16 protein-coding genes are annotated in these 24,112 nt (G+C 62.2%); all 16 read left to right on the top strand.

Annotated features, from left to right (window positions below):
• Positions 1-85 precede the first annotated feature (85 nt).
• Positions 86-1,099 (top strand): alpha/beta fold hydrolase, encoded by a 1,014-nt coding sequence (locus tag PSH96_RS15125; RefSeq protein WP_305453658.1) that lies wholly within the window; start codon positions 86-88, stop codon positions 1,097-1,099.
• A gap of 26 nt (positions 1,100-1,125) precedes the next feature.
• Complete coding sequence (locus PSH96_RS15130) at positions 1,126-2,076, top strand: D-2-hydroxyacid dehydrogenase family protein (protein ID WP_305453659.1); 951 nt, start codon at positions 1,126-1,128, stop codon at positions 2,074-2,076.
• A gap of 602 nt (positions 2,077-2,678) precedes the next feature.
• Positions 2,679-4,235 (top strand): glycogen synthase GlgA, encoded by a 1,557-nt coding sequence (glgA, locus tag PSH96_RS15135; RefSeq protein WP_305453661.1) that lies wholly within the window; start codon positions 2,679-2,681, stop codon positions 4,233-4,235.
• Positions 4,236-4,273: 38 nt separating this feature from the next.
• Positions 4,274-6,019 (top strand): malto-oligosyltrehalose trehalohydrolase, encoded by a 1,746-nt coding sequence (gene treZ, locus PSH96_RS15140; protein ID WP_305453662.1) that lies wholly within the window; start codon positions 4,274-4,276, stop codon positions 6,017-6,019.
• On the top strand, positions 6,016-8,100 hold the full coding sequence (gene malQ, locus PSH96_RS15145; RefSeq protein WP_305453663.1) for a 4-alpha-glucanotransferase: 2,085 nt from the start codon (positions 6,016-6,018) through the stop codon (positions 8,098-8,100). Before treZ ends, malQ begins: the two co-directional genes overlap by 4 nt.
• Positions 8,097-10,853: a malto-oligosyltrehalose synthase gene (locus tag PSH96_RS15150; RefSeq protein ID WP_305453665.1), complete on the top strand. Its 2,757-nt coding sequence runs from the start codon at positions 8,097-8,099 to the stop codon at positions 10,851-10,853. Before malQ ends, PSH96_RS15150 begins: the two co-directional genes overlap by 4 nt.
• Positions 10,854-10,877: 24 nt before the next feature.
• On the top strand, positions 10,878-11,147 hold the full coding sequence (locus tag PSH96_RS15155) for a DUF2934 domain-containing protein (RefSeq protein WP_305453666.1): 270 nt from the start codon (positions 10,878-10,880) through the stop codon (positions 11,145-11,147).
• A gap of 124 nt (positions 11,148-11,271) precedes the next feature.
• Positions 11,272-13,431, top strand: coding sequence for a glycogen debranching protein GlgX (gene glgX, locus PSH96_RS15160; protein ID WP_099489000.1), 2,160 nt, complete (start codon positions 11,272-11,274; stop codon positions 13,429-13,431).
• A gap of 1 nt (position 13,432) precedes the next feature.
• Entirely contained in the window at positions 13,433-14,431 is a 999-nt protein-coding gene (locus PSH96_RS15165) for an acyl-CoA dehydrogenase family protein (RefSeq protein ID WP_305453667.1), read from the top strand.
• Positions 14,428-15,186, top strand: a complete 759-nt coding sequence (locus PSH96_RS15170) for a PIG-L deacetylase family protein (protein WP_305453668.1) — start codon at positions 14,428-14,430, stop codon at positions 15,184-15,186. Before PSH96_RS15165 ends, PSH96_RS15170 begins: the two co-directional genes overlap by 4 nt.
• The gene (locus PSH96_RS15175; RefSeq protein WP_305453669.1) at positions 15,183-15,782 is read left to right on the top strand and encodes an SAM-dependent methyltransferase; all 600 of its coding nucleotides are present in this window, start codon (positions 15,183-15,185) and stop codon (positions 15,780-15,782) included. Before PSH96_RS15170 ends, PSH96_RS15175 begins: the two co-directional genes overlap by 4 nt.
• Positions 15,779-16,438 carry a glycosyltransferase family 2 protein gene (locus tag PSH96_RS15180; RefSeq protein WP_305453671.1) on the top strand — a complete coding sequence of 220 codons (660 nt, stop codon included), beginning with the start codon at positions 15,779-15,781 and terminating at the stop codon, positions 16,436-16,438. The genes PSH96_RS15175 and PSH96_RS15180 overlap by 4 nt, the downstream gene beginning before the upstream one ends.
• A gap of 177 nt (positions 16,439-16,615) precedes the next feature.
• Entirely contained in the window at positions 16,616-17,377 is a 762-nt protein-coding gene (locus tag PSH96_RS15185; RefSeq protein WP_305453672.1) for a PIG-L deacetylase family protein, read from the top strand.
• 245 nt (positions 17,378-17,622) lie between these two features.
• Entirely contained in the window at positions 17,623-20,169 is a 2,547-nt protein-coding gene (locus tag PSH96_RS15190; RefSeq protein WP_305453673.1) for an autotransporter outer membrane beta-barrel domain-containing protein, read from the top strand.
• Between the two features lie 139 nt (positions 20,170-20,308).
• Positions 20,309-21,328, top strand: a complete 1,020-nt coding sequence (locus PSH96_RS15195; protein WP_305453674.1) for an alpha/beta fold hydrolase — start codon at positions 20,309-20,311, stop codon at positions 21,326-21,328.
• A 158-nt stretch (positions 21,329-21,486) separates the two neighbouring features.
• Entirely contained in the window at positions 21,487-23,649 is a 2,163-nt protein-coding gene (locus tag PSH96_RS15200) for a TonB-dependent siderophore receptor (RefSeq protein WP_305453675.1), read from the top strand.
• Positions 23,650-24,112: the final 463 nt, after the last annotated feature.

Raw genomic sequence — 24,112 nt, forward strand, 5'->3', positions numbered from 1 at the left:
GGCGCAGCGAGGCCGCTGCGCAGCCGTTAATCCTCGCTTAATCCCCTGGTCAGAGCATCCGGGCACTGTTCCTGGAGCCTGACCCATGACGCCGATCCGTTCTCTGTGCGCCGCAAGCCTGCTGTTGATCGCTGCCCTGCCCGCTTTTGCCGTCACCGAAGGGCCGACCTACGGCCCGGAGCTGCAAGGCTTTCAATACCCTTACCCGGTCGAACACTTCAGTTTCCAGTCCCAAGGCAAAACCCTGCAGATGGGTTATATGGACGTGCCTGCCAAGGGCCGTGCCAATGGCCGCAGCGTGGTGTTGATGCACGGCAAGAACTTCTGCGGTGCGACCTGGGAGGATTCGATCAAGGCCTTGAGCGCAGCGGGTTACCGCGTGATCGCGCCGGACCAGATCGGGTTTTGCACCTCCAGCAAACCGGACCACTACCAGTACAGCTTCCAGCAACTGGCGATCAACACCCATCAATTGCTGGAAAAACTCGGCATTCAGAAGGCCACCCTCGTCGGCCATTCCACCGGCGGCATGCTCGCCACCCGTTATGCACTGCTGTATCCGCAACAAACCGAGCAGTTGGCGCTGGTCAATCCTATCGGCCTGGAAGACTGGAATGCCTTGGGCGTGCCCTATCGCAGCGTCGACCAATGGTATGAGCGCGAGCTGAAACTCAGCGCCGATGGCATTCGCCAGTATGAACTCAACACTTACTACGTCGGGCGCTGGAAGCCGGAATACGAGCGTTGGGTCGACATGCTCGCAGGGCTGAATAAAGGCCCCGGCCACACCCAGTTCGCATGGAACTCGGCGCTGATTTACGACATGATCTTCACCCAGCCGGTGTACTACGAGTTCAAGGACTTGCAGATGCCCACGCTGCTGCTGATCGGCACCTGCGATACCACCGCCATCGGCAGCGATATCGCGCCGCCGGCGGTCAAGGCCAGGCTTGGTCACTACGACGTGCTGGGCAAACAGGCGGCCAAGCTGATCCCCCATGCGACCCTGGTGGAATTCCCGGGCCTGGGCCACGCACCGCAGATGGAAGAACCGGCGCAGTTTCATCAGGCACTGTTGCAGGGGTTGAACGCCCTTTAATCCAACCTTTTTCGAGGCACTCGTGAATGTCGGTACAGATCGCAGTCATTGATGATTGGCAGAATGTAGCCAGTGGTGTGGTGGATTGGTCGGCACTGGCGGCGGTGGGCCAGGTGCACTTTCTGCACGATTACCCCGCCGATACCCCCACGATGGTCGAGCGTTTGCAGGCGTTCGACGTGATTTGCCTGATGCGCGAGCGCTCGACCTTCGATCAGGCCCTGTTGCAAGGCCTGCCCAAGCTGAAACTGCTGGTGACCGGCGGCATGCGCAACGCGGCCATCGACATTGCCGCGGCCAAAGCCCTGGGCATCCAGGTGTGCGGCACCGACAGCTACAAGCAGGCGGCGCCGGAATTAACCTGGGCGCTGATCATGGCCTCGACCCGCAACTTGCTGGCCGAAGCCAACTCACTGCGCGCCGGCGGCTGGCAGGTTGGCTTGGGCGGCGATCTGTATGGCAAAACCCTGGGGGTTCTCGGGCTGGGCAGCATCGGCCAGAAAGTCGCCCAGTTTGGCCAGGCATTCGGCATGCGCGTGATTGCCTGGAGCGAGAACCTCACGCCGGAGCGTGCCGCCGAGGCGGGTGTGAGCTGGGTCAGCAAGCGTGAGTTATTTGAACAGGCGGATATTCTGAGCGTGCACCTGGTGCTCAGCGAGCGCAGTCGCGGCCTGGTAGATGCCCAGGCGCTGAGCTGGATGAAGGCCAGTGCGCGTTTGGTCAATACATCACGTGGGCCGATTGTGGATGAGCAAGCGCTGATCGAGGCGTTATCCGCCGGGCGACTGGCGGGGGCCGCGCTGGATGTATATAGCGAAGAGCCACTACCGGTTGATCACCCCTTCCGGCGTCTGCCGAATGTGTTGGCCACGCCCCATGTCGGGTATGTGAGTGAACAGAATTATCGGCAGTTTTATCAGCAGATGATCGAAGATATTCAAGCCTGGGCCAGCGGGAAGCCGATTCGCAGCCTATAGGCGGTTTGCCAAGCAGGCCTTTCTGGCATGCACGCTTGTTGTTGCAAGCAGGCTTGTTGTGGCGAGCAGACTTGCCCTGCGTTGGAGCGCGCAGCGCTCCCAAATGGCCCATTCGGTGCATCAGATAGATCGGGTGTGTTCATTATGGGGCTGCTGCGCAACCCAACGCAGGGCAAGCCTGCTCGCCACAAAAAGACTGCTAACCACACCCAGGCAATTCGCCACCATCACCCCGCCGTTCTCGCAAAATCACAACAGTTGCGAACTGTGCATATCGTTACAAGTTTTTTGTCCTACAAAAAACGCCTATAAACCATACAGGCTCTGGGATCTGTCCTAGACTCATGGCCGATGGGTCCGTTCCAAAACAAAAACCCCGCAAAAAATCGAAACTTTACAACTCTGCCGCAGGTCAAGTTTTTAAGGGAGACGAGCGAAGGCACTTGTGCCGAATGCCCGTCCATCCACTCTTTTTTCGCAATGAGTGCAACTGGCATACGCCTTGCCAGTTTGTACTGTGCTTGTGCGCCTGGCCGCAGGATGCGGCCAATCGGAGCCGATGGCAGCGGGCCATCAGCCGACCCAATATGTAGGAGAGAACGATGATCAGTGCTGCAGTCGATACTCAGGGAGAGCGTTTTAGTCAGCCGGCAGGGGGACCGACTTCGTTGGCCGACCTGCCCAACACTGTGCGGCCGATCGTGAGTCAGAACCCTAATCGTAAGAAAGTCCTGTTTGTGACGTCCGAATTCGCCGACCTGGTGAAAACCGGCGGCCTGGGCGACGTCTCCGCCGCCCTGCCTCGTGCCATGGCGCACCTGCATGATGTGCGCGTGCTGATCCCCGGCTACCCGCAGGTGATGGAAAGCGACAACCCGATCCATATTATCGGCGAACTGGGCGGCCACGCGGCGCTGCCGCCGTGCAAGATCGGGCGCATGGACCTCAAGGATGGCCTGGTCATCTATGTGCTGATCTGCCCCGAGCTCTACGAGCGTGAAGGCACGCCCTACGGCGCCAACAACGGCCGCGACTGGCCGGACAACCATATTCGCTTCGCCCGCCTGGGCCTGGCCGCCGCCGACATGGCCGCCAACCTCGCGCAGATTCACTGGTGCCCGGACCTGGTGCACGCCCATGACTGGCCCGCAGGCCTGGCGCCGGCTTATATGCACTGGCGTGGGTCGCGCACCCCTACGCTGTTCACCATTCATAACCTCGCCTACCAGGGCGTGGTCAGCCTGGCCTCGACCCCTGAGTTGGGCATTCCACCCCACGCCCTGCAACAGGAAGGCATGGAGTTCTACGGCAAAATGTCGTTCCTCAAGGCCGGCATGGCGTATTCCAGCCATATCACCACCGTGAGTGCGACCTACGCCCAGGAAATCACTACGCCGGAATTCGGCTGCGGCCTCGATGGCTTCCTCGCCAGCAAGACCCAGCAAGGCCTGCTCAGTGGGATTCCCAACGGCATCGATGAAAGCTGGGAAACCTCCACCGACACGCACCTGACCCATAACTTCAATATCGGCGACTGGGACGGCAAGGCGGTGAACGCCGCCCATGTGCGCGAACTGTTTGGCCTGCACGATTCCACCGGCCCGCTGTTCGCGGTGGTATCGCGGCTGGTGTACCAGAAAGGCCTGGACCTGACCGAAGCGGTCAGTCGTTACATCGTTGAAAACGGCGGCCAGATCGCGATTATCGGCCGCGGCGAGCCGGAAGAAGAACACGCCATGCGCGAACTGGCCCTGCGCTTTCCTGGCCAGGTGGGTGTGCGCATCGGCTTCAATGAAACCGATGCTCGGCGCATGTTCGCCGGCAGCGATTTCCTGCTGATGCCGTCGCGCTACGAGCCGTGTGGTCTGAGCCAGATGTACGCCCAGCGTTTCGGCTCGCTGCCGGTGGCGCGCAATACCGGCGGCTTGGCGGACACCATCGAAAATGGCGTCACCGGCTTCCTGTTCAATGAGTCCACCGTCGAGAGCTATGAAGAAGCGCTGAGCCGCGCGTTCAGGGTATTTGCCAATAAAGGCCTGCTCAACGCCATGCGCAGCCGCGCCATGACCCAGCCGTTCAACTGGAGCCAGGCGGTAGAACCCTACGCTGAACTGTATGAACAGCTGGTGGCCAAGGCCCTGGGGAAACCCACGAAGTAATTTTTAGTTGTTGTTTAAAAAAAGGGAGGTCTTCATAGATGCCGTCACGGACTCTGGAAACCTGGCCCCACGGCGCAATCATGCTGGACGCGCAACACACGCGTTTTGCCTTGTGGGCGCCAGACGCGTTTTATGTCAGCGTTGAATTGCAAGACGGCAAGTCCATCGCCATGCTGCCCCAGGCAGATGGCTGGTTTGAGGTAGAAACCAAGTGCCCGGCGGGCACTTGTTACCGCTACAACATCGATGGCGAACACGACGTGCCCGATCCCGCTTCCAGGGCTCAGGCTACTGACGTACACGGTTGGAGCATCGTCGTCGATCCCCTCGCCTACCAATGGCGACACAGCCAGTGGCAAGGTCGCCCTTGGCACGAGGCCGTTATCTACGAGCTGCATGTCGGCGCAATGGGCGGTTATGCAGCCGTTGAAAAACAGCTACCCCGCCTGGCCGAGCTTGGGGTGACCGCCATTGAACTGATGCCATTGGCGCAATTTCCCGGCGAGCGCAATTGGGGCTACGACGGCGTACTGCCCTACGCCCCGCAAGCCTCCTATGGCTCCCCCGAACAACTCAAGGCCCTGATCGACAGTGCCCACGAACACGGTTTGGCGGTGATCCTGGATGTGGTCTACAACCACTTCGGCCCCGACGGCAATTACCTGGGCCAGTACGCCCAAGGCTTCTTTGAAGAAGACGTGCACACGCCCTGGGGCGCCGGGATTGATTTCGATCGCCGCGAGGTGCGCGACTTTTTCCTCGACAACGCGCTGATGTGGTTGCTCGAGTACCGCTTCGACGGCCTGCGCCTGGACGCGGTGCACGCCATCGACAACCCCGGTTTCCTCAAGGAACTCGCGCATCGGGTACGCCAGCAGGTCGACACCAGCCGGCACGTGTGGCTGGTACTGGAAAACGAACTCAACCAGGCCAGCCTGCTCAAGCACGACTTTGATGCGCAGTGGAACGACGACTTCCACAACGTCCTGCACGTGCTGCTCACGGGTGAAACGGATGCGTATTACAGTGACTTCGCGCAAGACCCCACCGAGAAAATTGCGCGCTGCCTGGGCGAAGGTTTTGTCTACCAAGGCCACACCACCCGCCACGGCCATACGCGCGGCGAGCCCAGCGGCGACCTGCCTCCCAGCGCCTTCGTGGCGTTTTTGCAAAACCACGACCAGGTCGGCAACCGTGCCTTGGGCGAGCGCCTGCACCAACTGTGCTCACCCCAGGCGCTGAAAGCAGCCACCACCTTACTGCTGATGTCACCGATGATTCCGCTGATGTTCATGGGCGATGAAGTCAACGCCGAGCAGCCGTTCCTGTTTTTCACCGATCACCACGGTGAGCTGGCCGAAGCCGTGCGCGAAGGTCGGCGTAACGAATTCGCCGACTTCGCCGCGTTTAAAGATCCTGAACGGCGCGAACACATCCCAGACCCGAATGCGCTGCCGACCTTTCTACAGTCGGCGCCCCGCTTCACCGAAAACGAACACGCGCAGCTTTACCGCCAGCTGCTGAGCCTGCGCCATCGGCATATCGTGCCGCACTTGCCGGGCAGCGTGGCCCTGGGCGCGCAGGTACTGGCCGACGGCGCCGTCAGCGCGCGCTGGCGCCTGGGCAACGGCAGCGTGTTGCAGATCGACCTGAACCTGGGCGCCACGCCGCTGGATCACCCGGCGCCGCCACACCTGCTATTCGAGACGTCTGCCCATGGAGGCGCGCAACTGGCGCCATTGAGTGCACGCGTCGCCTTATCCCCTGTTGGAGATCACCCTTGAGCGAAGCGAACCTGGAAATACTCGCCAGCCGCGCGGGCCTGGCCGTCGATTGGATCGACGCCAACGGCCGCCCGCAACATGTCAAACCCGCCGCCTTGCGTGCCGTACTCAAAGGCCTGGGCCACCCGGCCGATACCGACGCCGAGATCGATGCCAGCCTGCTCGAAATGGAACGGGTGCAACAAGACAAGCACCTGCCGCCGCTGATGACTGTGGACACCGGTGCGGGTCTGGACCTCGCGCGTTACTTTGCCCCGGACACGCCCTGCCGCGTCAGCCTGGAACAGGGCGAAACCCTCGAATTGCGCCTGGATGGCAATGCCGAACTGCCCGGCGTGATCGCACTGGGTTATCACCAGGTGCATATCGACGACCAAACTTTCACCCTGGCCGTGGCGCCGACCCATTGCTACAGCGTCGCTGAAGCAGTCGACAGCCAATCGGCTCGCGCCTGGGGCCTGAGTGCGCAGCTGTATGCACTGCGCCGCCTGGGTGACGGCGGCTTCGGTGACACGTTGGCGTTGGAGCACCTGGCCCGCAGCGCCGCCGAGCGCGGCGCCGACGCCTTGGCCATCAGCCCGATGCACGCCATGTTCAGTGCCGACACCGAGCGCTACAGCCCCTATTCACCCTCCAGCCGTTTGTTCCTCAACAGCCTGTATGCCTCGCCCGCCTGCATCCTTGGCGAGCGTGAAGTGCGCAACGCCATCGAGGCACTGGACCTCACCGATGAGCTGCACGAGCTGGAGCAACTCAGCCTGATCGACTGGCCCACCGCCGCCCGCGCCAAGCAGCGCCTGTTGCGCGCCTTGTATGAAGATTTCCGCCACGGCCAGCACCCGCAACACGCCGACTTCCTGAGCTTTCGCCAGGCCGGCGGCGAAGCCCTGGAAAACCACTGTCGCTTCGAAGCCGTGCAGGCCCTGCGCGCTGCCGCCGGTGAAGAGCTCGACTGGCGCCACTGGCCCGAAGCCTGGCGCTCGCCACAGAGCCCGGCGCTGGTGCAATTTGCCGCCGAGCATGCGCAAGAAATCGGCTATTTCGCCTTCTGCCAATGGCTGATCGCCCGCTGCCTGGAGCGCGCGCAACAAGCTGCGCGTGGCAGTGGCATGGGCATCGGCCTGATCGCAGACCTGGCCGTGGGCGCCGACGGCGGCGGCAGCCAGGCCTGGAGCCGGCAGGACGAGTTGCTGGCCAACCTTACCGTCGGCGCGCCACCCGACATTCTCAACCGCGCAGGGCAAGGTTGGGGCATTTCGGCGTTTTCCCCCGAAGGCCTCAAGCGCAACGGTTTTCGCGCGTTTATCGAGATGCTGCGGGCCAACTTCGCCCACGCCGGCGGCCTGCGCATCGACCATGTGATGGGCCTGCAACGCCTGTGGGTCATCCCCATGGACGCTACGCCGCGCGATGGCGCCTACCTGTATTACCCGGTGGATGACCTGCTGCGCCTGCTGGCGCTGGAATCCCACCGCCATCAGGCCATCGTGCTCGGTGAAGACCTGGGTACGGTGCCCGATGGCCTGCGCGAAAAACTCAGCGGCCGCTCGATCCTGGGCATGCGCGTGTTGCTCTTTGAGCAAAACCACGAAGGCCACTTCACGCCGATCCTCGACTGGCCGGACAACGCCCTGGCCACCACCAGCACCCACGACTTGCCGACCCTCAACGGCTGGTGGCACAGCCGCGATATCGAATGGAATATCCAACTGGGCCTGATCGATGCGCCCACCGTGGAGCAGTGGAGCGAACACCGCTTGCGCGAACGCCAGGCGCTGCGCCAGGCCTTGAGCCAGGACCCGCAGAACTTCGTCGATGAAATCCGCAATGACACCGACCATATGATCGACGCCAGCGTGCGCTACCTGGGCCATACCCGCGCGCCGTTGGTGCTGTTGCCGCTGGAAGACGCGCTGGGCATCGAGGAACAAGCCAACCTGCCCGGCACCACCGACACCCACCCCAATTGGCGCCGCCGCCTGCCGGGTGAGGCCGCCAGCCTGCTCGACAACAACGGCGCCGCCCGTCGTCTGGAGTTGCTGGCCGTGGCGCGCAACCAAGCCCATGAGCGTGACCGATGAATGCATTACCCCTGCGCGCGACCCAGCGCCTGCAATTTCATAAAGGTTTTACCCTGGATGATGCCGTGCCCCTGGTGCCCTACTTTGCCCAGCTAGGCATCAGCCACCTGTACGCCTCGCCGCTGCTGGCCGCCCGCGCCGGCTCCATGCACGGCTACGACGTGGTTGACCCAACCCGCGTCAACCCCGAGCTTGGCGGCGAACCGGCGCTGCACAGGCTGGTTGCGGCGCTGCGCGCGCACGGGATGGGGCTGATCCTCGATATCGTCTCCAACCATATGGCCGTCGGCGGCGCGGACAACCCGTGGTGGCTGGACCTGTTGGAATGGGGCCGCCTGAGCCCCTACAGTGAGTTTTTCGATATCCAGTGGCACTCGCCGGACCCGCTGCTCAAGGGCCAGTTGCTGATGCCGTTTCTGGGCAGCGACTACGGTGAAGCGCTGCAAAGCGGCAACCTGACGCTCCAGTTCGATGCCGAACAAGGCGGGTTTTACGTCGAGCATTACGAGCACCGCTTCCCGGTTTGCCCGCGTGACTACGCCATGATCCTGGGCAGCGATGAGCCGTTAAAGCCCCTGGCCGACCGTTTCAGCGCCCTTGCCTTCCAGGATGACGCTTACACCGAAGCCGGCTGGCTCAAACACGTGCTGGCCGAACGGGCCACGCAAGCCTCGGTGCTGCACGCCATCGAAAGCCGGCTGGCCGAATTCGATGGGCGCCAGCCGGATGGCTTCAGTCACTTGCACGCCTTGCTGGAACAGCAGGTGTATCGGCTGGCCAGTTGGCGCACCGCAGCGGACGATATCAACTGGCGGCGCTTCTTCGACGTCAACGAACTGGGCGGCCTGCGCGTTGAACGCAGCGCCGTGTTCGAAGCCACCCACGGCAAGATTTTCGAGCTGATCAGCCAAGGTCTGGTGGACGGCTTGCGCATCGACCATATCGACGGGCTGGCCGACCCACGCGGGTATTGCCGCAAGTTGCGGCGGCGCGTGGACTCCCTTTCGCCCAACCGGCATTTGCCGATCTTCGTGGAAAAAATCCTCGGTGAAGGCGAAACCCTGCGCGAAGACTGGCAGGTGGACGGCACCACCGGCTATGAATTCATGAACCAGCTGTCGCTGTTGCAACACGACCCGGCAGGCTTCGGGCCGTTGGCTGAGCTGTGGACGCGCCACAGCGAACGGCCTGCTGCCTTTATCGAAGAAGCCTGGCTGGCCCGCCAGCAGATTCTCAACGGTTCCCTGGCCGGTGACTTCGAGAGCGTGGCTCAGGCGCTGCTGCAAGTGGCCCGCGATGACGTGATGACCCGCGACCTGACCCTGGGCGCGATCCGCCGTGCCTTGCAGGCGCTGATTGTGCACTTTCCGGTGTACCGCACCTACATCAGCGCCCGTGGGCGCAGTGCGCACGATGATGTGTTTTTCCTGCAAGCCTTGGCCGGTGCCCGCAGTACCTTGGGCGAAGGCGACTGGCCGGTGCTTGACCACCTGGAAAAATGGCTGGGCGGCCAGCCGTGGCGCAATCGCCCGGTGGGCCGTGAGCGCAAGATGCTCAAGCATGCCTGCGTGCGCTTCCAGCAGCTCACGTCGCCGGCGGCCGCCAAAGCGGTGGAGGACACCGCTTTCTACCGCTCGGCAGTGCTGCTGTCGCGTAACGATGTGGGCTTCAGCACCGAACAGTTCAGTGCGCCGCTGGCGGACTTTCATGCGGCCAATCAGCAGCGCCTGCAGACCTTCCCCGACAACCTGCTGGCCACTGCCACCCACGACCACAAGCGCGGCGAAGACACGCGGGCACGCCTGGCGGTACTGAGCGAATGCGCGCCGTGGTATGTCGAACAGGTCGAGCAGTGGCGCCGCCTCGCCGCACCGTTGCGCGATGATGCACACAGCCCGTCGGCGGGCGATGAACTGATCCTTTACCAAGTGCTTCTCGGCAGTTGGCCGCTGGACACCAACCCGGACATGCAGCCTTACCAGCAACGCTTGTGGCAATGGCAGCAAAAAGCCCTGCGCGAAGCCAAGTTGCAAAGCAGTTGGAGCGCGCCCAACGAAGCCTATGAACAGTCGGTCGAAGCCTTCCTGTCACGCCTGTTGCTCAGCGATGCCGGCGCCACGCTACGCAACGCCATCGGCAGCGCCGCCCAGGCTATCGCCACGGCGGGTGCACTCAACGGCCTGGCGCAATCCTTGCTTCGTATCACCGTGCCGGGTGTACCGGACCTGTACCAGGGCGATGAGTTCTGGGACTTCAGCCTGGTGGACCCGGACAACCGCCGCCCGGTGGATTTCAACGCACGGCAACACGCGCTGGAGACCCCACCGAACGTCGGCGAGCTGTTGTCCCACTGGCGCGACGGGCGTATCAAACAGGCGCTGATTGCCCAGGTGCTGGCCGTGCGCAAGGCCAATGCCGAACTCTTCCAACGCGGCAGCTACATCCCGCTGGAAGTGCTGGGCAAACACGCCGATCACGTCGTCGCATTTTGCCGCGAATATCAGGGCAAACACCTGCTGGTGGTGGTGCCACGCTGGCCACACCGCTTGCTGGAAAACGGTGAACAACCCCATATCAATGCGCAGGTTTGGGGCGATACGCGGGTGAAATTACCGTTCGCCACCACAACACAAAACTGGAAGGGACTTTTTCATACAGGCGCAGTCACACCAAACAAGGAGCTGTTGATCAGCGCTGCCCTGGGGGATTTCCCGGTCAATGTCTTTATCAATTCCGATGATCAAGAAAGCTGAAAATTTTCTGTGAGGAGTATTGCGATGAGTACTGAAGACAAACGCATACGCGAGTTGGCGCATCAGATCTGGGAGTCCGAAGGCAAGCCCCACGGTGAAGATGCACGCCACTGGGAGATGGCGCGCAAGTTGGCCGAAGCCGAAGCGCTGACCCCGAGCAAACCCAAGGCTGGGGCCAAGCCCAAGACCGCACCCAAGCCTGCGCCAAAAGCCAAGCCGCCGGCCCCGGCAGCCAGCAAGCCCGCACCGCCAGCGGCCAAAAAGCCTGCGGCGCCGAAAAAACCGAAACCTTAACAGCCCACGCGCCTCCTGCCGACACCCTCGGCAGGAGGCCCTTTTTACTTTTCAGTGCGTCAGCTGAGCAACCGTCGGCACGGTAGCGCTCGGCCCGAAAAAAGACCCTTGCAGGAGCAATTTAATGAGCAAACCCGATAACAACTCAGCCACGCCGGAAAACGAGCCGTCGCGGATTCGTGAAGGTTTGCCCTTCCCTTTAGGCGCCACTTGGGATGGCCTGGGCGTCAACTTTGCGCTGTTCTCAGCCAATGCCACCAAGGTTGAGCTGTGCCTGTTCGATGACACCGGCGAGGTTGAGCTTGAACGTATCGAACTGCCCGAATACACCGACGAAACCTTCCACGGTTACCTGCCCGACGCCCACCCAGGGCTGATTTACGGCTACCGCGTGTACGGTGCGTATGACCCGGCCAATGGCCACCGCTTCAACCACAACAAATTGCTGATCGACCCCTATGCCAAACAGCTGGTGGGTGAACTCAAATGGTCCGAGGCGCTGTTTGGCTACACCATCGGCCACCCGGACGACGACCTCAGTTTCGACGAACGCGACAGCGCGCCCTTCGTGCCCAAGTGTAAGGTCATCGACCCGGCGCACACCTGGGGCAACGACCAGCCGGTGCGGGTGCCATGGGACCGCACGATCATCTACGAAACTCACCTGCGTGGCATCAGCATGCGTCACCCGTCGGTGGGCGAGTCGGTGCGCGGCACCTGTGCCGGGCTGATGGAAGATGACGTGCTCAAGCATATTCGCCAGCTCGGCGTGTCATCCGTTGAGCTGCTGCCGGTGCATGCCTTCGTCAACGACCAGCACCTGCTGCAAAAAGGCATGACCAACTATTGGGGCTACAACAGCATCGCCTTTTTTGCACCCGACCCGCGCTACCTGGCCAGCGGCAAGATCGCCGAGTTCAAGGAGATGGTCGCGCACCTGCATGAACAGAAGCTCGAAGTGATCCTCGACGTGGTCTACAACCACACCGCCGAGGGCAACGAGCGCGGCCCTACCCTGTCGATGCGCGGCATCGACAACGCCTCGTACTATCGGCTGATGCCCGACGACAAACGCTTCTACATCAACGATTCCGGCACCGGCAATACTCTGGACTTGAGCCATCCCTGCGTGCTGCAAATGGTCACCGACTCCCTGCGTTACTGGGCTACCGAGATGCACGTGGACGGTTTCCGCTTTGACCTGGCGACCATTCTGGGGCGCTACCGCGACGGTTTCGACGAGCGTCACAGCTTCCTCGTGGCCTGCCGTCAGGACCCGGTGCTGCGCCAGCTGAAAATGATCGCCGAGCCCTGGGACTGCGGCCCCGGCGGCTATCAAGTGGGCAACTTCCCACCGGGTTGGGTGGAATGGAACGACCGCTTCCGCGACACCGTGCGTGCGTTCTGGAAAGGCGATGACGGCCAGTTGGCGGACTTTGCCGGGCGTATGACCGCCTCGGGCGAGATGTTCAACCACCGGGGGCGCAGACCCTACAGCTCGGTGAACTTCATCACCGCCCACGATGGTTTCACCCTGCACGACCTGGTGTCGTACAACGACAAGCACAACGAGGCCAACGACGAGAACAACCAGGACGGCAGCAACAACAACCTGTCCTGGAACCACGGCGTCGAAGGCCCCACCGAAGACCCGGAAATCAACGCCCTGCGCCTGCGCCAGATGCGCAATTTCTTCGCCACGCTGCTGCTGGCCCAAGGCACGCCGATGATCGTGGCCGGTGACGAGTTCGCGCGTACCCAGCACGGCAACAACAATGCCTATTGCCAGGACAGCGAGATCGGCTGGGTCAACTGGGACCTGGACGACGACGGCAAGGCACTGCTCAAGTTCGTCAAACGCCTGATCAAGTTGCGCCTGGCCTACCCGATCCTGCGCCGTGGGCGCTTCCTGGTGGGCGACTACAACGAAGATCTCGGCGTAAAAGACGTCACCTGGCTGGCGCCGGATGGCAACGAGATGAGCACCGAACAGTGGGAAGACAGCCATGGCCGCTGCCTGGGCATGCTGATGGACGGCCGCGCCCAGGAAACCGGGATTCGTCGCCCAGGCGGTGACGCGACCCTGTTGCTGGTGGTCAACGCCCACCACGACATGGTGAATTTCCGCCTGCCGCCGGTGCCCCAGGGTGAATTCTGGACCTGTATGCTCGACACCAATGCCCCGGCAGTGCGCGGGCAGGAACGTTTTGATTTCGAGCACGAATACGCGGTGACGGGCCGTTCCCTGCTGCTGTTCGAACTGCAACGAGACGATGAGGTGTGACATGGCCCTGCATGGATTCCTTCAAGGCAACCGCAGCTACGCCGATACTCAGGCGCTGGGCGTTGCACTGAAGGCGCTTCAGGAAGAAGGCCTGGACCAACTGCCATTGCCCGGCAGCGGCCAGACGCTCGAGCGCTTCAGCCGGCTGGCACAGGTGGCAGGTCATGACCTGCGCCTGTGCAAGCTGTTCGAAGGCCACACTGATGCCCTGGCGATCATCGCCGAGCTCGACAGCCCCTTGCCGCCCTTGGGCAGCGTTTGGGGCATGTGGGCCGCCGAACCGCCGACGGCCAAGGTGCGTGTGCGCCGTGATGGCCAGCGCCTGATCGTCGATGGGCGCAAAGCCTGGTGCTCCGGCGCAGCGGTGGTCAGCCATGGCTTACTGACGGCTTGGGACGAAGACGACCGCCAGCAGTTGGTCGCGGTAGAGATGGATCAGCCCGCTGTCACCGTCACCCACGAAGGCTGGAAAGCCGTGGGCATGGCGGCCACCGGCAGTGTCGAAATCCTCTTCGAGGAAGCCCGCGGCATCGCGGTTGGCGAGCCGGGCGATTACTTGTCACGGCCGGGCTTCTGGCACGGCGGCGTCGGTATCGCCGCCTGCTGGTATGGCGGTGCACAACGCCTGGCCGAAGTGCTGCGTGCACATTGCAGCCAACGTCCTGAACCCCATGCGCTAGCGCATTTGGGCGCGGTCGACAGCGTGCTCAACAGCGCCGCCTGTGTACTGCGCGACGCCGCTGAGCAGATCGACCGCGACCCTCGCGCCGATGCGCAGCAGTTGGCCCAACAGGCACGGGCGTGCATCGAGGATACCGTCGAACAGGTCATGCACCATGTCGGTCGCGCGGTGGGTGCCGGGCCTTATTGCAAAGATCCGCACTTCGCCCAGTTGATGGCGGACTTACCCGTGTATGTACGCCAAAGCCACGCCGAGCGCGACCTGGCGGCGTTGGGAAAGCTGGTGGCGGACGAACCCACAGGGAGGTGGCTGTTATGAAACCCAACCCCATCGTTGGCCAGGGCACGCCATTGCATCAGTGGCAAGGTTGCGCCCTGATTGCCCAGTTGCCGCAGATCAGTGTCGAGCAGTTGGTGCCGGCGGGGCACCGCGCCGTCATCATTGCCCCGCACCCGGATGACGAAGTGTTGGGCTGTGGAGGCCTGTTGCAAGGCCTGGCCCTGCTGGCTCGGCCGATCCAGCTGATTTCCGTCACCGATGGCAGCGCCAGTCACCCAGGTTCCAAGCGCTGGCCGGTCAAGCGTTTGAGCGTGGTGCGCCCGCAGGAATCGGCCCAGGCTCTGCACCGTCTCGGCCTGCCATTGCACAGTTTGCAGTGGCTGCGCGCAGGTTTTGCCGACAGCCAGGTCGCGGCCCGTGAAGATGAGTTGAGCGCATTCATAGAGCGTTATCTCAAGCCCACCGACGTGGTGTTCACCACCTGGCGCGAAGACGGGCACTGCGACCATGAAGCCGTTGGCCGCGCCAGCGCCAAGGCGGCGCAGGCGGTCGGTGCCACCCTTTACGAGCTGCCCGTGTGGACCTGGCATTGGGCAACGCCCGAAGACAGCCAGGTGCCGTGGCACCGTGCGCGCAAGATCGCACTGACACCTGAAGCGGTGGCGCGTAAACGTCACGCCATTCATGCCTTTGCCAGCCAGTTGGAAGGCGACCCGCAGGTGGGCCTGGCACCGGTGCTGGCACCCTATGTGGTGGAGCGTTTGCTGCAACCTTTTGAAGTGGTGTTTGTATGAGCGTGGCCACGCCGTATTTTGATCAGTTGTTCGCCGGCAATGACGACCCATGGGCCTTTCGCCAGCGCTGGTACGAACAGCGCAAGCGCGCAATGACCCTGGCCGTGCTGACCCGCCCCCATTACACGTCGATCTTTGAACCCGGCTGCGCCAACGGTGAGCTGAGTGCCGAGTTGGCAGCGCGCTGCGACCGCCTGGTGTGTTGCGACACGGCCGCCGCGGCCGTGGCGCTGGCGCAAACCCGCTTGATGGCGTTTCCCCATGCCCAAGTCCGGCAAAGCCGCCTGCCCCAGGAATGGCCGCCCGGCCAGTTCGAACTGATCGTGTTGAGCGAGCTTTGCTACTACCTCGATGCCGACGATTTACAGCGCCTGATCAACTGCACCCTCAAGGCACTGACCGACAACGGCCAACTGCTCGCCTGCCACTGGCGCCCGCGCATTGATGGCTGCCCGCAGACGGCTGAACAGGTGCACGAAATGCTCGCGCAACGCCTGGGCATGGCCCACCTCGTCCAGCATCACGACAGTGACTTTCTACTCGACCTGTGGAGCCGTGACGGCACCTCGGTCGCCACCCATGAGGGCTTGCGATGATCGGCATTCTGATCCCGGTGCATAACGAAGAAGCGCTGTTGGGCGACTGCCTCAAAGCCGCAATGATTGCCGCCAGCCACCCGGGCTTGCTCGGCGAACCTGTGCAGATCCTGGCCGTGCTCGACAGTTGTAGTGATGGCAGCGCGGCGATTGCCCAGGCGTATCCGGTGCAGTGTTTGCAGGTACAAGCACGTAACGTCGGGCATGTGCGCGGAGTGGGTGCGCGGCACTTGTTGAACCAGGGTGCGCGCTGGATTTCGTGCACCGACGCCGACAGCCGTGTCGCCCCCGACTGGTTGGTGGCGCAACTGGCTTTGGGCGCCGATGCCGTGTGCGGCACGGTAACGGTGGATGCCTGGAGCGAAGGCTTCGATGCAGCCGCGCAGATCCGCTACACCCAGGCCTACGAGGCCCGCGACGGCCATCGGCATATTCACGGTGCCAACCTGGGCGTGAGTGCCGCTGCCTATGTGCAATCCGGTGGTTTCGAGCCGCTGGCCTGCCACGAGGATGTGCAACTGGTGCGCAACCTGGAACGCTGCGGCGCCTCAATCGCCTGGAGCCACACACCGCAGGTGATTACCAGCGCGCGCCTGGACTGCCGTGCACAGGGCGGTTTTGGTGATTACCTGAAGAGCCTGATGCAGGCCACCTGAAAATTTCGGCCGTGCAAGATGTAAAAACGCCGAATCCTTGACTATGCTGAAATCGCCTTGCTGGTCATCCAGGGTTGGATGGCCGCAGTTCATCGCAGCGGAGCCTGTGCTGAGTACAAGAGCGTCGTCCCGTCAACGGGGTACGACCCGGCATCATTCGACAAGGACGTGACACCCATGAAATCTGCCTCATTGAGCGAGGGCCGTCGCGGCCCTGCGCAAATCTGGAACAGTGCGCCGCAGTTGGCGCACATCCCCTTTATCAAGCCCTCCTCCCTGGTGCCACGCGGTGCGCGCGTGGTGGTCATCGCGCCTCATCCCGGCGACGAGGTGTTGGCGTGTGGCGGTTTATTGCAACTGCTCAGCACCCTCAACCACCCGCTGCAGTTGATCTCGATCACCGACGGCAGCGCCAGCCACCCAGGCTCAAACGCCTGGCCGGCAAGCCGCCTGAGTGTGATCCGGCCGCAGGAAAGCGCCGAGGCGTTGCGGCGCCTGGGCATGCCGCTGCACAGCCTGAAGTGGATTCGCGGCGGTTTTTGTGACAACGCCCTCGCCGCCCGCGAGCAGCCCATGAGCCAGTTCATTGCGCGCTACCTGCAACCGGGTGACGTGGTGTTTACCACCTGGCGCCACGACGGCAATGACGACCATGACGCCGTCGGCCGCGCCAGCGCCAAAGCTTGCATGCTCACTGGCGCGCGCCTGTATGAGCTGCCGGTATGGGCCTGGCACTGGCCGCTGCGCGAAGGCTCGGTGATCCCCTGGCAACGCGCGCGCAAAGTGCGCCTGGACAGTTGGAGCGTTGCGCGCAAACTTCACGCCACCCACGCGTATGCCAGCCAATTGGTCGGCGACCCGGAGATCGGCCTGGCGCCGATGCTTGCCCAGGAATTGCTGGAGCGGATGCGTGAGCCCTATGAGATCGTGTTTGCCTAGGGCAGCGCTCGTCTGTACCTGTTAATTCTCACAGTAGCGGCCGGCGCAATGTGCGACTAGGGTGCAAAAAGTCCTGCACGGGTTGACGTGCAGTCGAGAAAGCCATGCCAACCCCTTGCATTCGCCGGTGTTTTCGCCGAACAGGTAACCTGTAGTCCCTGCTCCGTATCGCGCACTTCCTTGCCATGGCTAGAACTGCACCTGATTGTCCAGGTGCAGGAACTACCTTCGGACAAGGAGCAGTCATGCGCACACTGCCAGTTTCTCTCACGTATTTGGCTATCACGTTGATGGCGGCTTGGCCACTGCCGTCGCCAGGCGCCTGCACGATCAACACCACCGCCGGTAATGACACCTCGACCTGCGACAGCGGCACCGCACCGGGCTTTACCGACACCGCCGGCAGCAACACGCTGAACATCAGCGGCAGCGGCACTGTCAACGGCACTGTCACCTTCGGTGCCGGCAACGACCTGGTAGCCATCAACGGTGCGACCGCGGCAATCAATGGGGCGTTGGACCAGGGCGACGGCGCGAACATCTTTCGCCTGACGTTGGGCACCGTCGGGGCCGTCACCCAAAGGGATGGCGCGGACCTGGTACAGATTAGCGGCGGGCAGGCCGGGGCGATCATTCAGGGCGGGGGCATCGACAGTTTTGTGATGCACGGTGGCACTGTCGAGTCTCTGGCCCAAGGTGACGGCCCTGACATATTCGACATGCGTGGTGGCACCATCATCGGCGCGTTTGAAGACGGCGATCAAGCGCTGATGACCGGCGGCACCATCGGCCGGGTCGATATGAAACTGGATAACAACGTCTTCGATATGCGCGGCGGGACCATCGTCAACAACCTGGTCACAGGGCTTGGCAGGGACACCGTTCTGGTGTCGGGTACCAGCATCATCGGCGGCAACATCAGCACCAGCGCCGGCGTGGATCTGATTCGGGTCAGTGGTGGCAGGGTCAACGGCCAAATCCTCACCAGCTTCGGCGCCGATCAGTTCATCTGGATCGACGGGGGAATCATCAATGGGGCAATCCTCATGGGTGCCGATGATGATGCTGCTCTGCTGAAAAACCTCAGCGAGACCTTGCTGGCCTCCAACCCCCAACTCGACGGCGGCCTGGGTAACGACACACTGACCTTTGACGCCACACAAACCAGTGCCCCGAACCGCTATACCGGCTGGGAACGGGTGTTTTTAGTCAATGGCTCAGCCCTGACACTGGGCGGCGTATTCGTGTTGGGAGGCAGTGATACCGGGACTGGCGCGATGAGCATCGATGCAACGAGCCGATTGAGCGTTACCACCGGCACCCTCTCACCCTTCACGGCCGGGCAATTGGCGAGCTTGAACAACGCCGGCCTGATCGACATGACCAGCGACAGTTCCAGCGCCGCCGACAGTTTGACGGTCAACGGCAATTACCTGGGCACGGGTGGCCGACTTGCACTGCAAACGGTGCTGGGCGCGGATAACTCAGCCAGCGACAAACTGGTGGTCAGCCACGGCACCCTGCAAGGCACCACGGCGATCAGCATTACCAACCTGGGCGGTGCAGGGGCATTGACCGTACAGGACGGCATTGCGGTGGTGCAGGCAACCCAGGGCGCCACCAGCAGCGTCGGTGCCTTCTCGCTGGCAAGCCCCGTGTCTGCCGGTGCGTTTGACTATCACTTGTTTAAAGGCGGCGTGACTGCCGGTACTGAGCAAAATTATTACCTGCGCTCCACTGTGCCTGCCCTCCCCGCACCCGGTGCGGTGATAGCGGCACCCGCCCCTGCGCCTGGCACACCGGCACTGCCACCCAGCTCGGGCAGCGCCGCCATCCCCCTCTACCGCGCTGAAGTGCCGGTTTACTCGGTGCTCTTTGAGGCCGCCGAACACATCGTCCAAGGCATGCTGGGCACCTACCATGAACGCCAGGGCGATCAGGGTCGGCAGCAACCGACCGGAGTGTTTCCAACCGGCTGGGCCCGCGTGTTCGGCGGCAACAGTCGCCAGAGCTTTGCCGGCACGGTCAGCCCGACGCTGGACAGCTCAGTGTCGGCGTTCCAGGTGGGCAGCGACCTGTACGCCACCACCACGGACAACGGCAAGACTCACCGATTCGGCTTTTTTGTCGGCCACAGCCGCTTGCAAGGCGACGTCAAGGGGTTCAACGCGGGTTTCCAGAACAAGCACGCGGGCAGCCTCACCTTGCGCGGCGACAGCCTGGGCGTCTACTGGACACTGATCGGCGCCAACCGCGCCTATCTGGACCTGGTGGTAATGGGCACCCGCTTCACCGGCAACAACGAGTCCGACCGCGGCATCAAGATGACAACCAAAGGCAGCAATGCATTGGCGTCCGCCGAAGTGGGCTGGCCGTTTACCGTGAGCGCACACTGGGAACTGGAGCCACAAGCCCAGCTCATCGTCGACCGCACCCGACTGGACAGCCAGCACGACCGGATCTCCGCCGTCGCCTACGACGCCGATACCCACGTCACCAGCCGTCTCGGTGCCCGCCTGCGCGGCAGTTATGAGCTGCGTGGCATGCCGCTGCAGCCGTATATGCGCGCCAACATCTGGCATGCCCGAGCCGGCACCAACACGGTGCGCTTCGATGAAGCTACCGACATCGACACTGAGCAAAAGTCGACCACGCTGGACCTCAACCTCGGCGCCAACCTGACCATTGCCAAAGGTATCAGCCTGTACAGCCAACTGGGCTACAACCGTAACCTGGACAGCAACGCGCTCAACGGTCGCCAAGCCACACTGGGGCTCAGCATGGATTTCTAAACCGCATGTTTGTATCACTCTGTGTACAGGAGGCGTCGCGATACACAACGTTTAACCCATAGCGTTTCCTGAAACACAGCTGATACAGCGCAACGTTCAACTGAGCACCCGGCACACATCAAGCCCAAGGAGGCTCGCCATGCACGCTCAGTTGAAACGCCACCCACTGTTCCTGGCCTTTGCCCTGTTGCCCTTCGCTGCCGTGGGCATGGCCCATGCCGAGATGCCCGAGCCGCAACCCGCGGCAGCGCAGCACCAAGCCGGTTTCGGCACGCTCAAGCACGTCAAGGCCGGCCTGCTGGAGGTGGCCTACGCCGAGGTCGGCCCGGCCAATGGCCAAGTGGTGATTCTGCTGCATGGCTGGCCCTACGATATCGACAGCTACGCCAACGTCGCGCCGCTGTTGGCCGCCAAGGGCTATCGCGTGTTGATCCCGTATGCGCGTGGGTATGGCGACACGCGTTTTCTGTCGGATAAGACCCTTCGCAACGGTGAACCGGCAGCGTTGGCCCAGGATGTGATCGACTTCATGGACGCGCTGAAGATCCAGCAAGCGGTGCTGGGCGGTTATGACTGGGGGGCACGTTCGGCGGATATTGTTTCGGCGCTGTGGCCCGAACGCGTGAAGGCGTTGGTGTCCGTCAGTGGCTACCTGATCGGTAACCAGGCCGCCGGCAAAAACCCGTTGCCACCCAAAGCGGAATTGCAGTGGTGGTACCAGTTCTACTTCGCCACCGAACGCGGCGCCGCCGGTTACCATAAAAATACCCACGACTTTGCCAAGCTGATCTGGCAGACCGCCTCACCGAAGTGGGCCTTTGACGACGCCACCTTCGAGCGCAGCGCCAAAGGCCTGGACAACCCCGATCACGTGGCCATCACGGTATTCAACTACCGCTGGCGCCTCGGCCTGGTGCAGGGCGAAGCGCAATACGCTGCTCTGCAGCAAACACTGGCGCAGTCGCCGAGCATTGGCGTGCCCACCATCACCCTTGAAGGCGACGCCAATGGTGCGCCGCACCCGCTACCGGAGGACTACGCCAAACGTTTTACCGGCAAGTACCAGTTCCGTCTGGTCAGCGGCGGCATCGGCCATAACCTGCCGCAAGAAGCGCCGGCGGCGTTTGCCAAGGCCGTCATAGACGCCGACCAGCTGTGACGGTTCTAGCCATATGCCACCCTGGAAAATGTGAAATTTTTGTTAACTATGTCTCCCCAAAGGCTTTTTTGCTTCGGCCCGATCTGCCACACTAATGCGAATAATTATCAACAGAATTATTATTCGCTAGGGACGGCGTTCAGGGGAGACTCCGTTTCATGTCTGTGCAACTTCATGGCGGCAAAGCTTTTACACCCAGTTTGATGGCGTTGGCGGTTTGTCTTGCCACCTCACCTGCGGCCTTCGCCGCCGACGCGCAACAGCCGCCAGAGGTGGTTGAGCTGGGTGCGACGCAGATCAACACTGAGCAAGTCCTCGGTGCGACGACCGAAGGCAGCCAGTCCTACACCACCGGCTCGATGGCAACCGCGACCAAACTGCCGCTTACCCTGCGTGAAACCCCGCAAGCGGTCACGGTCATTACCCGTCAGCGGATGGACGACCAGGCGATGACCAGCATCAACGACGTGGTAAAAGCCACGCCAGGTCTGTTCCTGAATTTCTCCAGTGGACCTGGCCGAGAAGCCTATACCTCACGTGGTTTCGACATCGACAACCTTATGTATGACGGCATCCCCACCGGCTATAACGGCGTTTCAGTCGGCGCCCAGCCGAACCTGGCAATGTTCGACCGCGTCGAGATCGTGCGCGGTGCCACCGGTTTGGTGACCGGCGCCGGCAACCCTTCGGCGGCCATCAACCTGATACGCAAGCGACCACTGGACGAGCAGAAAGTCACCCTCACCGGCGCCGCCGGCACCTGGGACGACTACCGTGGCGAACTGGATGCCTCCAGCCCACTCAATGACAGCGGCACTTGGCGCGGCCGGGTTGTGACCTCTTACCGTGACGCCAATGGGTTTATCGATAAAGCCAAGGAAGACCATGGCTTGTTCTATGCCGTCACCGAGGCAGACCTCAGCGAAGACACCACCCTCACCCTCGGTTTCTCGAACCAGAAGGACAAGACCAATTACTTCTGGGGATCTTCGATGGTCGGCCAGGACGGTCATCACTTGAACCTGCCGCGCTCCTACAACCCAGGGACTACTTGGGAGAACAAGGACCAGGAAATCAACACGGTGTTTGCCGAACTGCGTCAGCGCCTGGCCAACGACTGGAAACTGCAGATCAACGCCAACTACGCTGCGCAGGACGCGTTGTTTTCGGGCTCCTACCAGTCGCGCTGGGTCAACAACACCCTGGCGCGCACGGTTTACCAGGCCTCTTACGATGAAAACCAGGCCGGCGTCGACGCCTTCGCCAGCGGCCCCTTCCAGGCCTTCGGGCGTACCCATGAATTGGTGGTCGGCGCCAGCCGCCGCCTCTATGACATGACCACCCACAACTACAGCCCGTACAACTTGAACTGGCCGCTGACGGCGGGCAAACCGGACTTCGTCCACACCACCAACGACCGCGACGTCACCACTCAGGACGGTGTCTACCTCACCACACGTCTGAGCCTGGCCGACCCATTGAAGCTGATCCTCGGCGCCCGTCTGGACTGGTATGACTACGATGCCCATGGCAGCAACGATGGCGATTACCATGTAACGCGCAACCTCACCCGCTACGCCGGACTTATCTACGACCTGGACGACCACCACTCGGTGTATGTCAGCTACAGCGACATCTTTACCCCGCAGAGTGACAAGGACAGCACCGGCACACCGCTCAAACCGATTGTCGGCAAGAACTATGAGGTCGGTATCAAGGGCGAATACCTGGGCGGCGCACTGAATGCGAGCGTCGCACTGTTTCGTGTAGACCAGGAAAACCGTGCCGTGGCGGTGGTGGTGCCGAACTGCCCGCAGGCATCCTGCGCGGTAGCCTCAGGCGAGATTCGCAGCCAGGGTATCGACATGGAGCTGCAGGGCGCATTGACCCCCAATTGGCAGGTTGGCGGCGGCTACACCTATGCGCGCACCCACACCATCAAGGATGACGCCAACCCGCAAAAGGTTAACAAACAGTTCGACACCGACGTCCCGGAACACTTGTTCAAACTGACCACCAACTACCACTTCCAGGGCGCTCTGGAAAAGCTCCGTGTGGGCGGCAACATCTCCTGGCAGAGCCGCCTGTATAACGACTTCCAAGTCGCCGACGGCAGCACCTACCGCCTCAAGCAGGGCGCCTATGCCGTGACCGACCTGATGGCCGGCTACAAGGTCAACCAGCATCTGGACCTGCAGCTCAATGCCAACAACATCTTTGATCGCACGTATTACAAGTCCATCTCCAACTCCGTGAGCTACGGCGGTGATTCCTACGGCGCCCCGCGCAATATGATGGTGACCGCCAAATATAGCTTCTGATCCTGTTTGTATTTTCGGTCGCCCGCTCGGGCGACCGTTCTTAAGTCTTCCTATTCACTGCCGATAACGATTTGTTACAGCTGATCCGGCAAAAAAACCTGATACCTGCTTTGCTTTTTACCGGCGGCCCATCGTGGCACGCCGCATGCTTTGTTCCTGGCTCGACCACATGGAGTAAGAGTGAATGCCCGCACGCGCACGCTTCCTGGAGCACTACCGCAAAGCCGACCGCATCATGCTGGCGTTGATCTGGCTGATGTTTCTATTCTCCCTGGGTCTGGCCTTCTGGCACGACACCTGGCTGCAAGCCGTGATCGTCGGCGGCGGCGCCAGCGTGGTGCTTACGCTGCTCTATCGCGCCCTCGGTGGCACCCGATTGATGCGCTGTTTGCTGGGCGCCGGCCTGATGGTCATGGCCGCGCTGCAGATCAACCAGTCCGAGGGCTTGATCGAATCGCACTTC

It is taken from the genome of Pseudomonas sp. FP2338, assembly GCF_030687515.1.
GTDB classification, from domain to species: Bacteria; Pseudomonadota; Gammaproteobacteria; order Pseudomonadales; family Pseudomonadaceae; genus Aquipseudomonas; species Aquipseudomonas salomonii.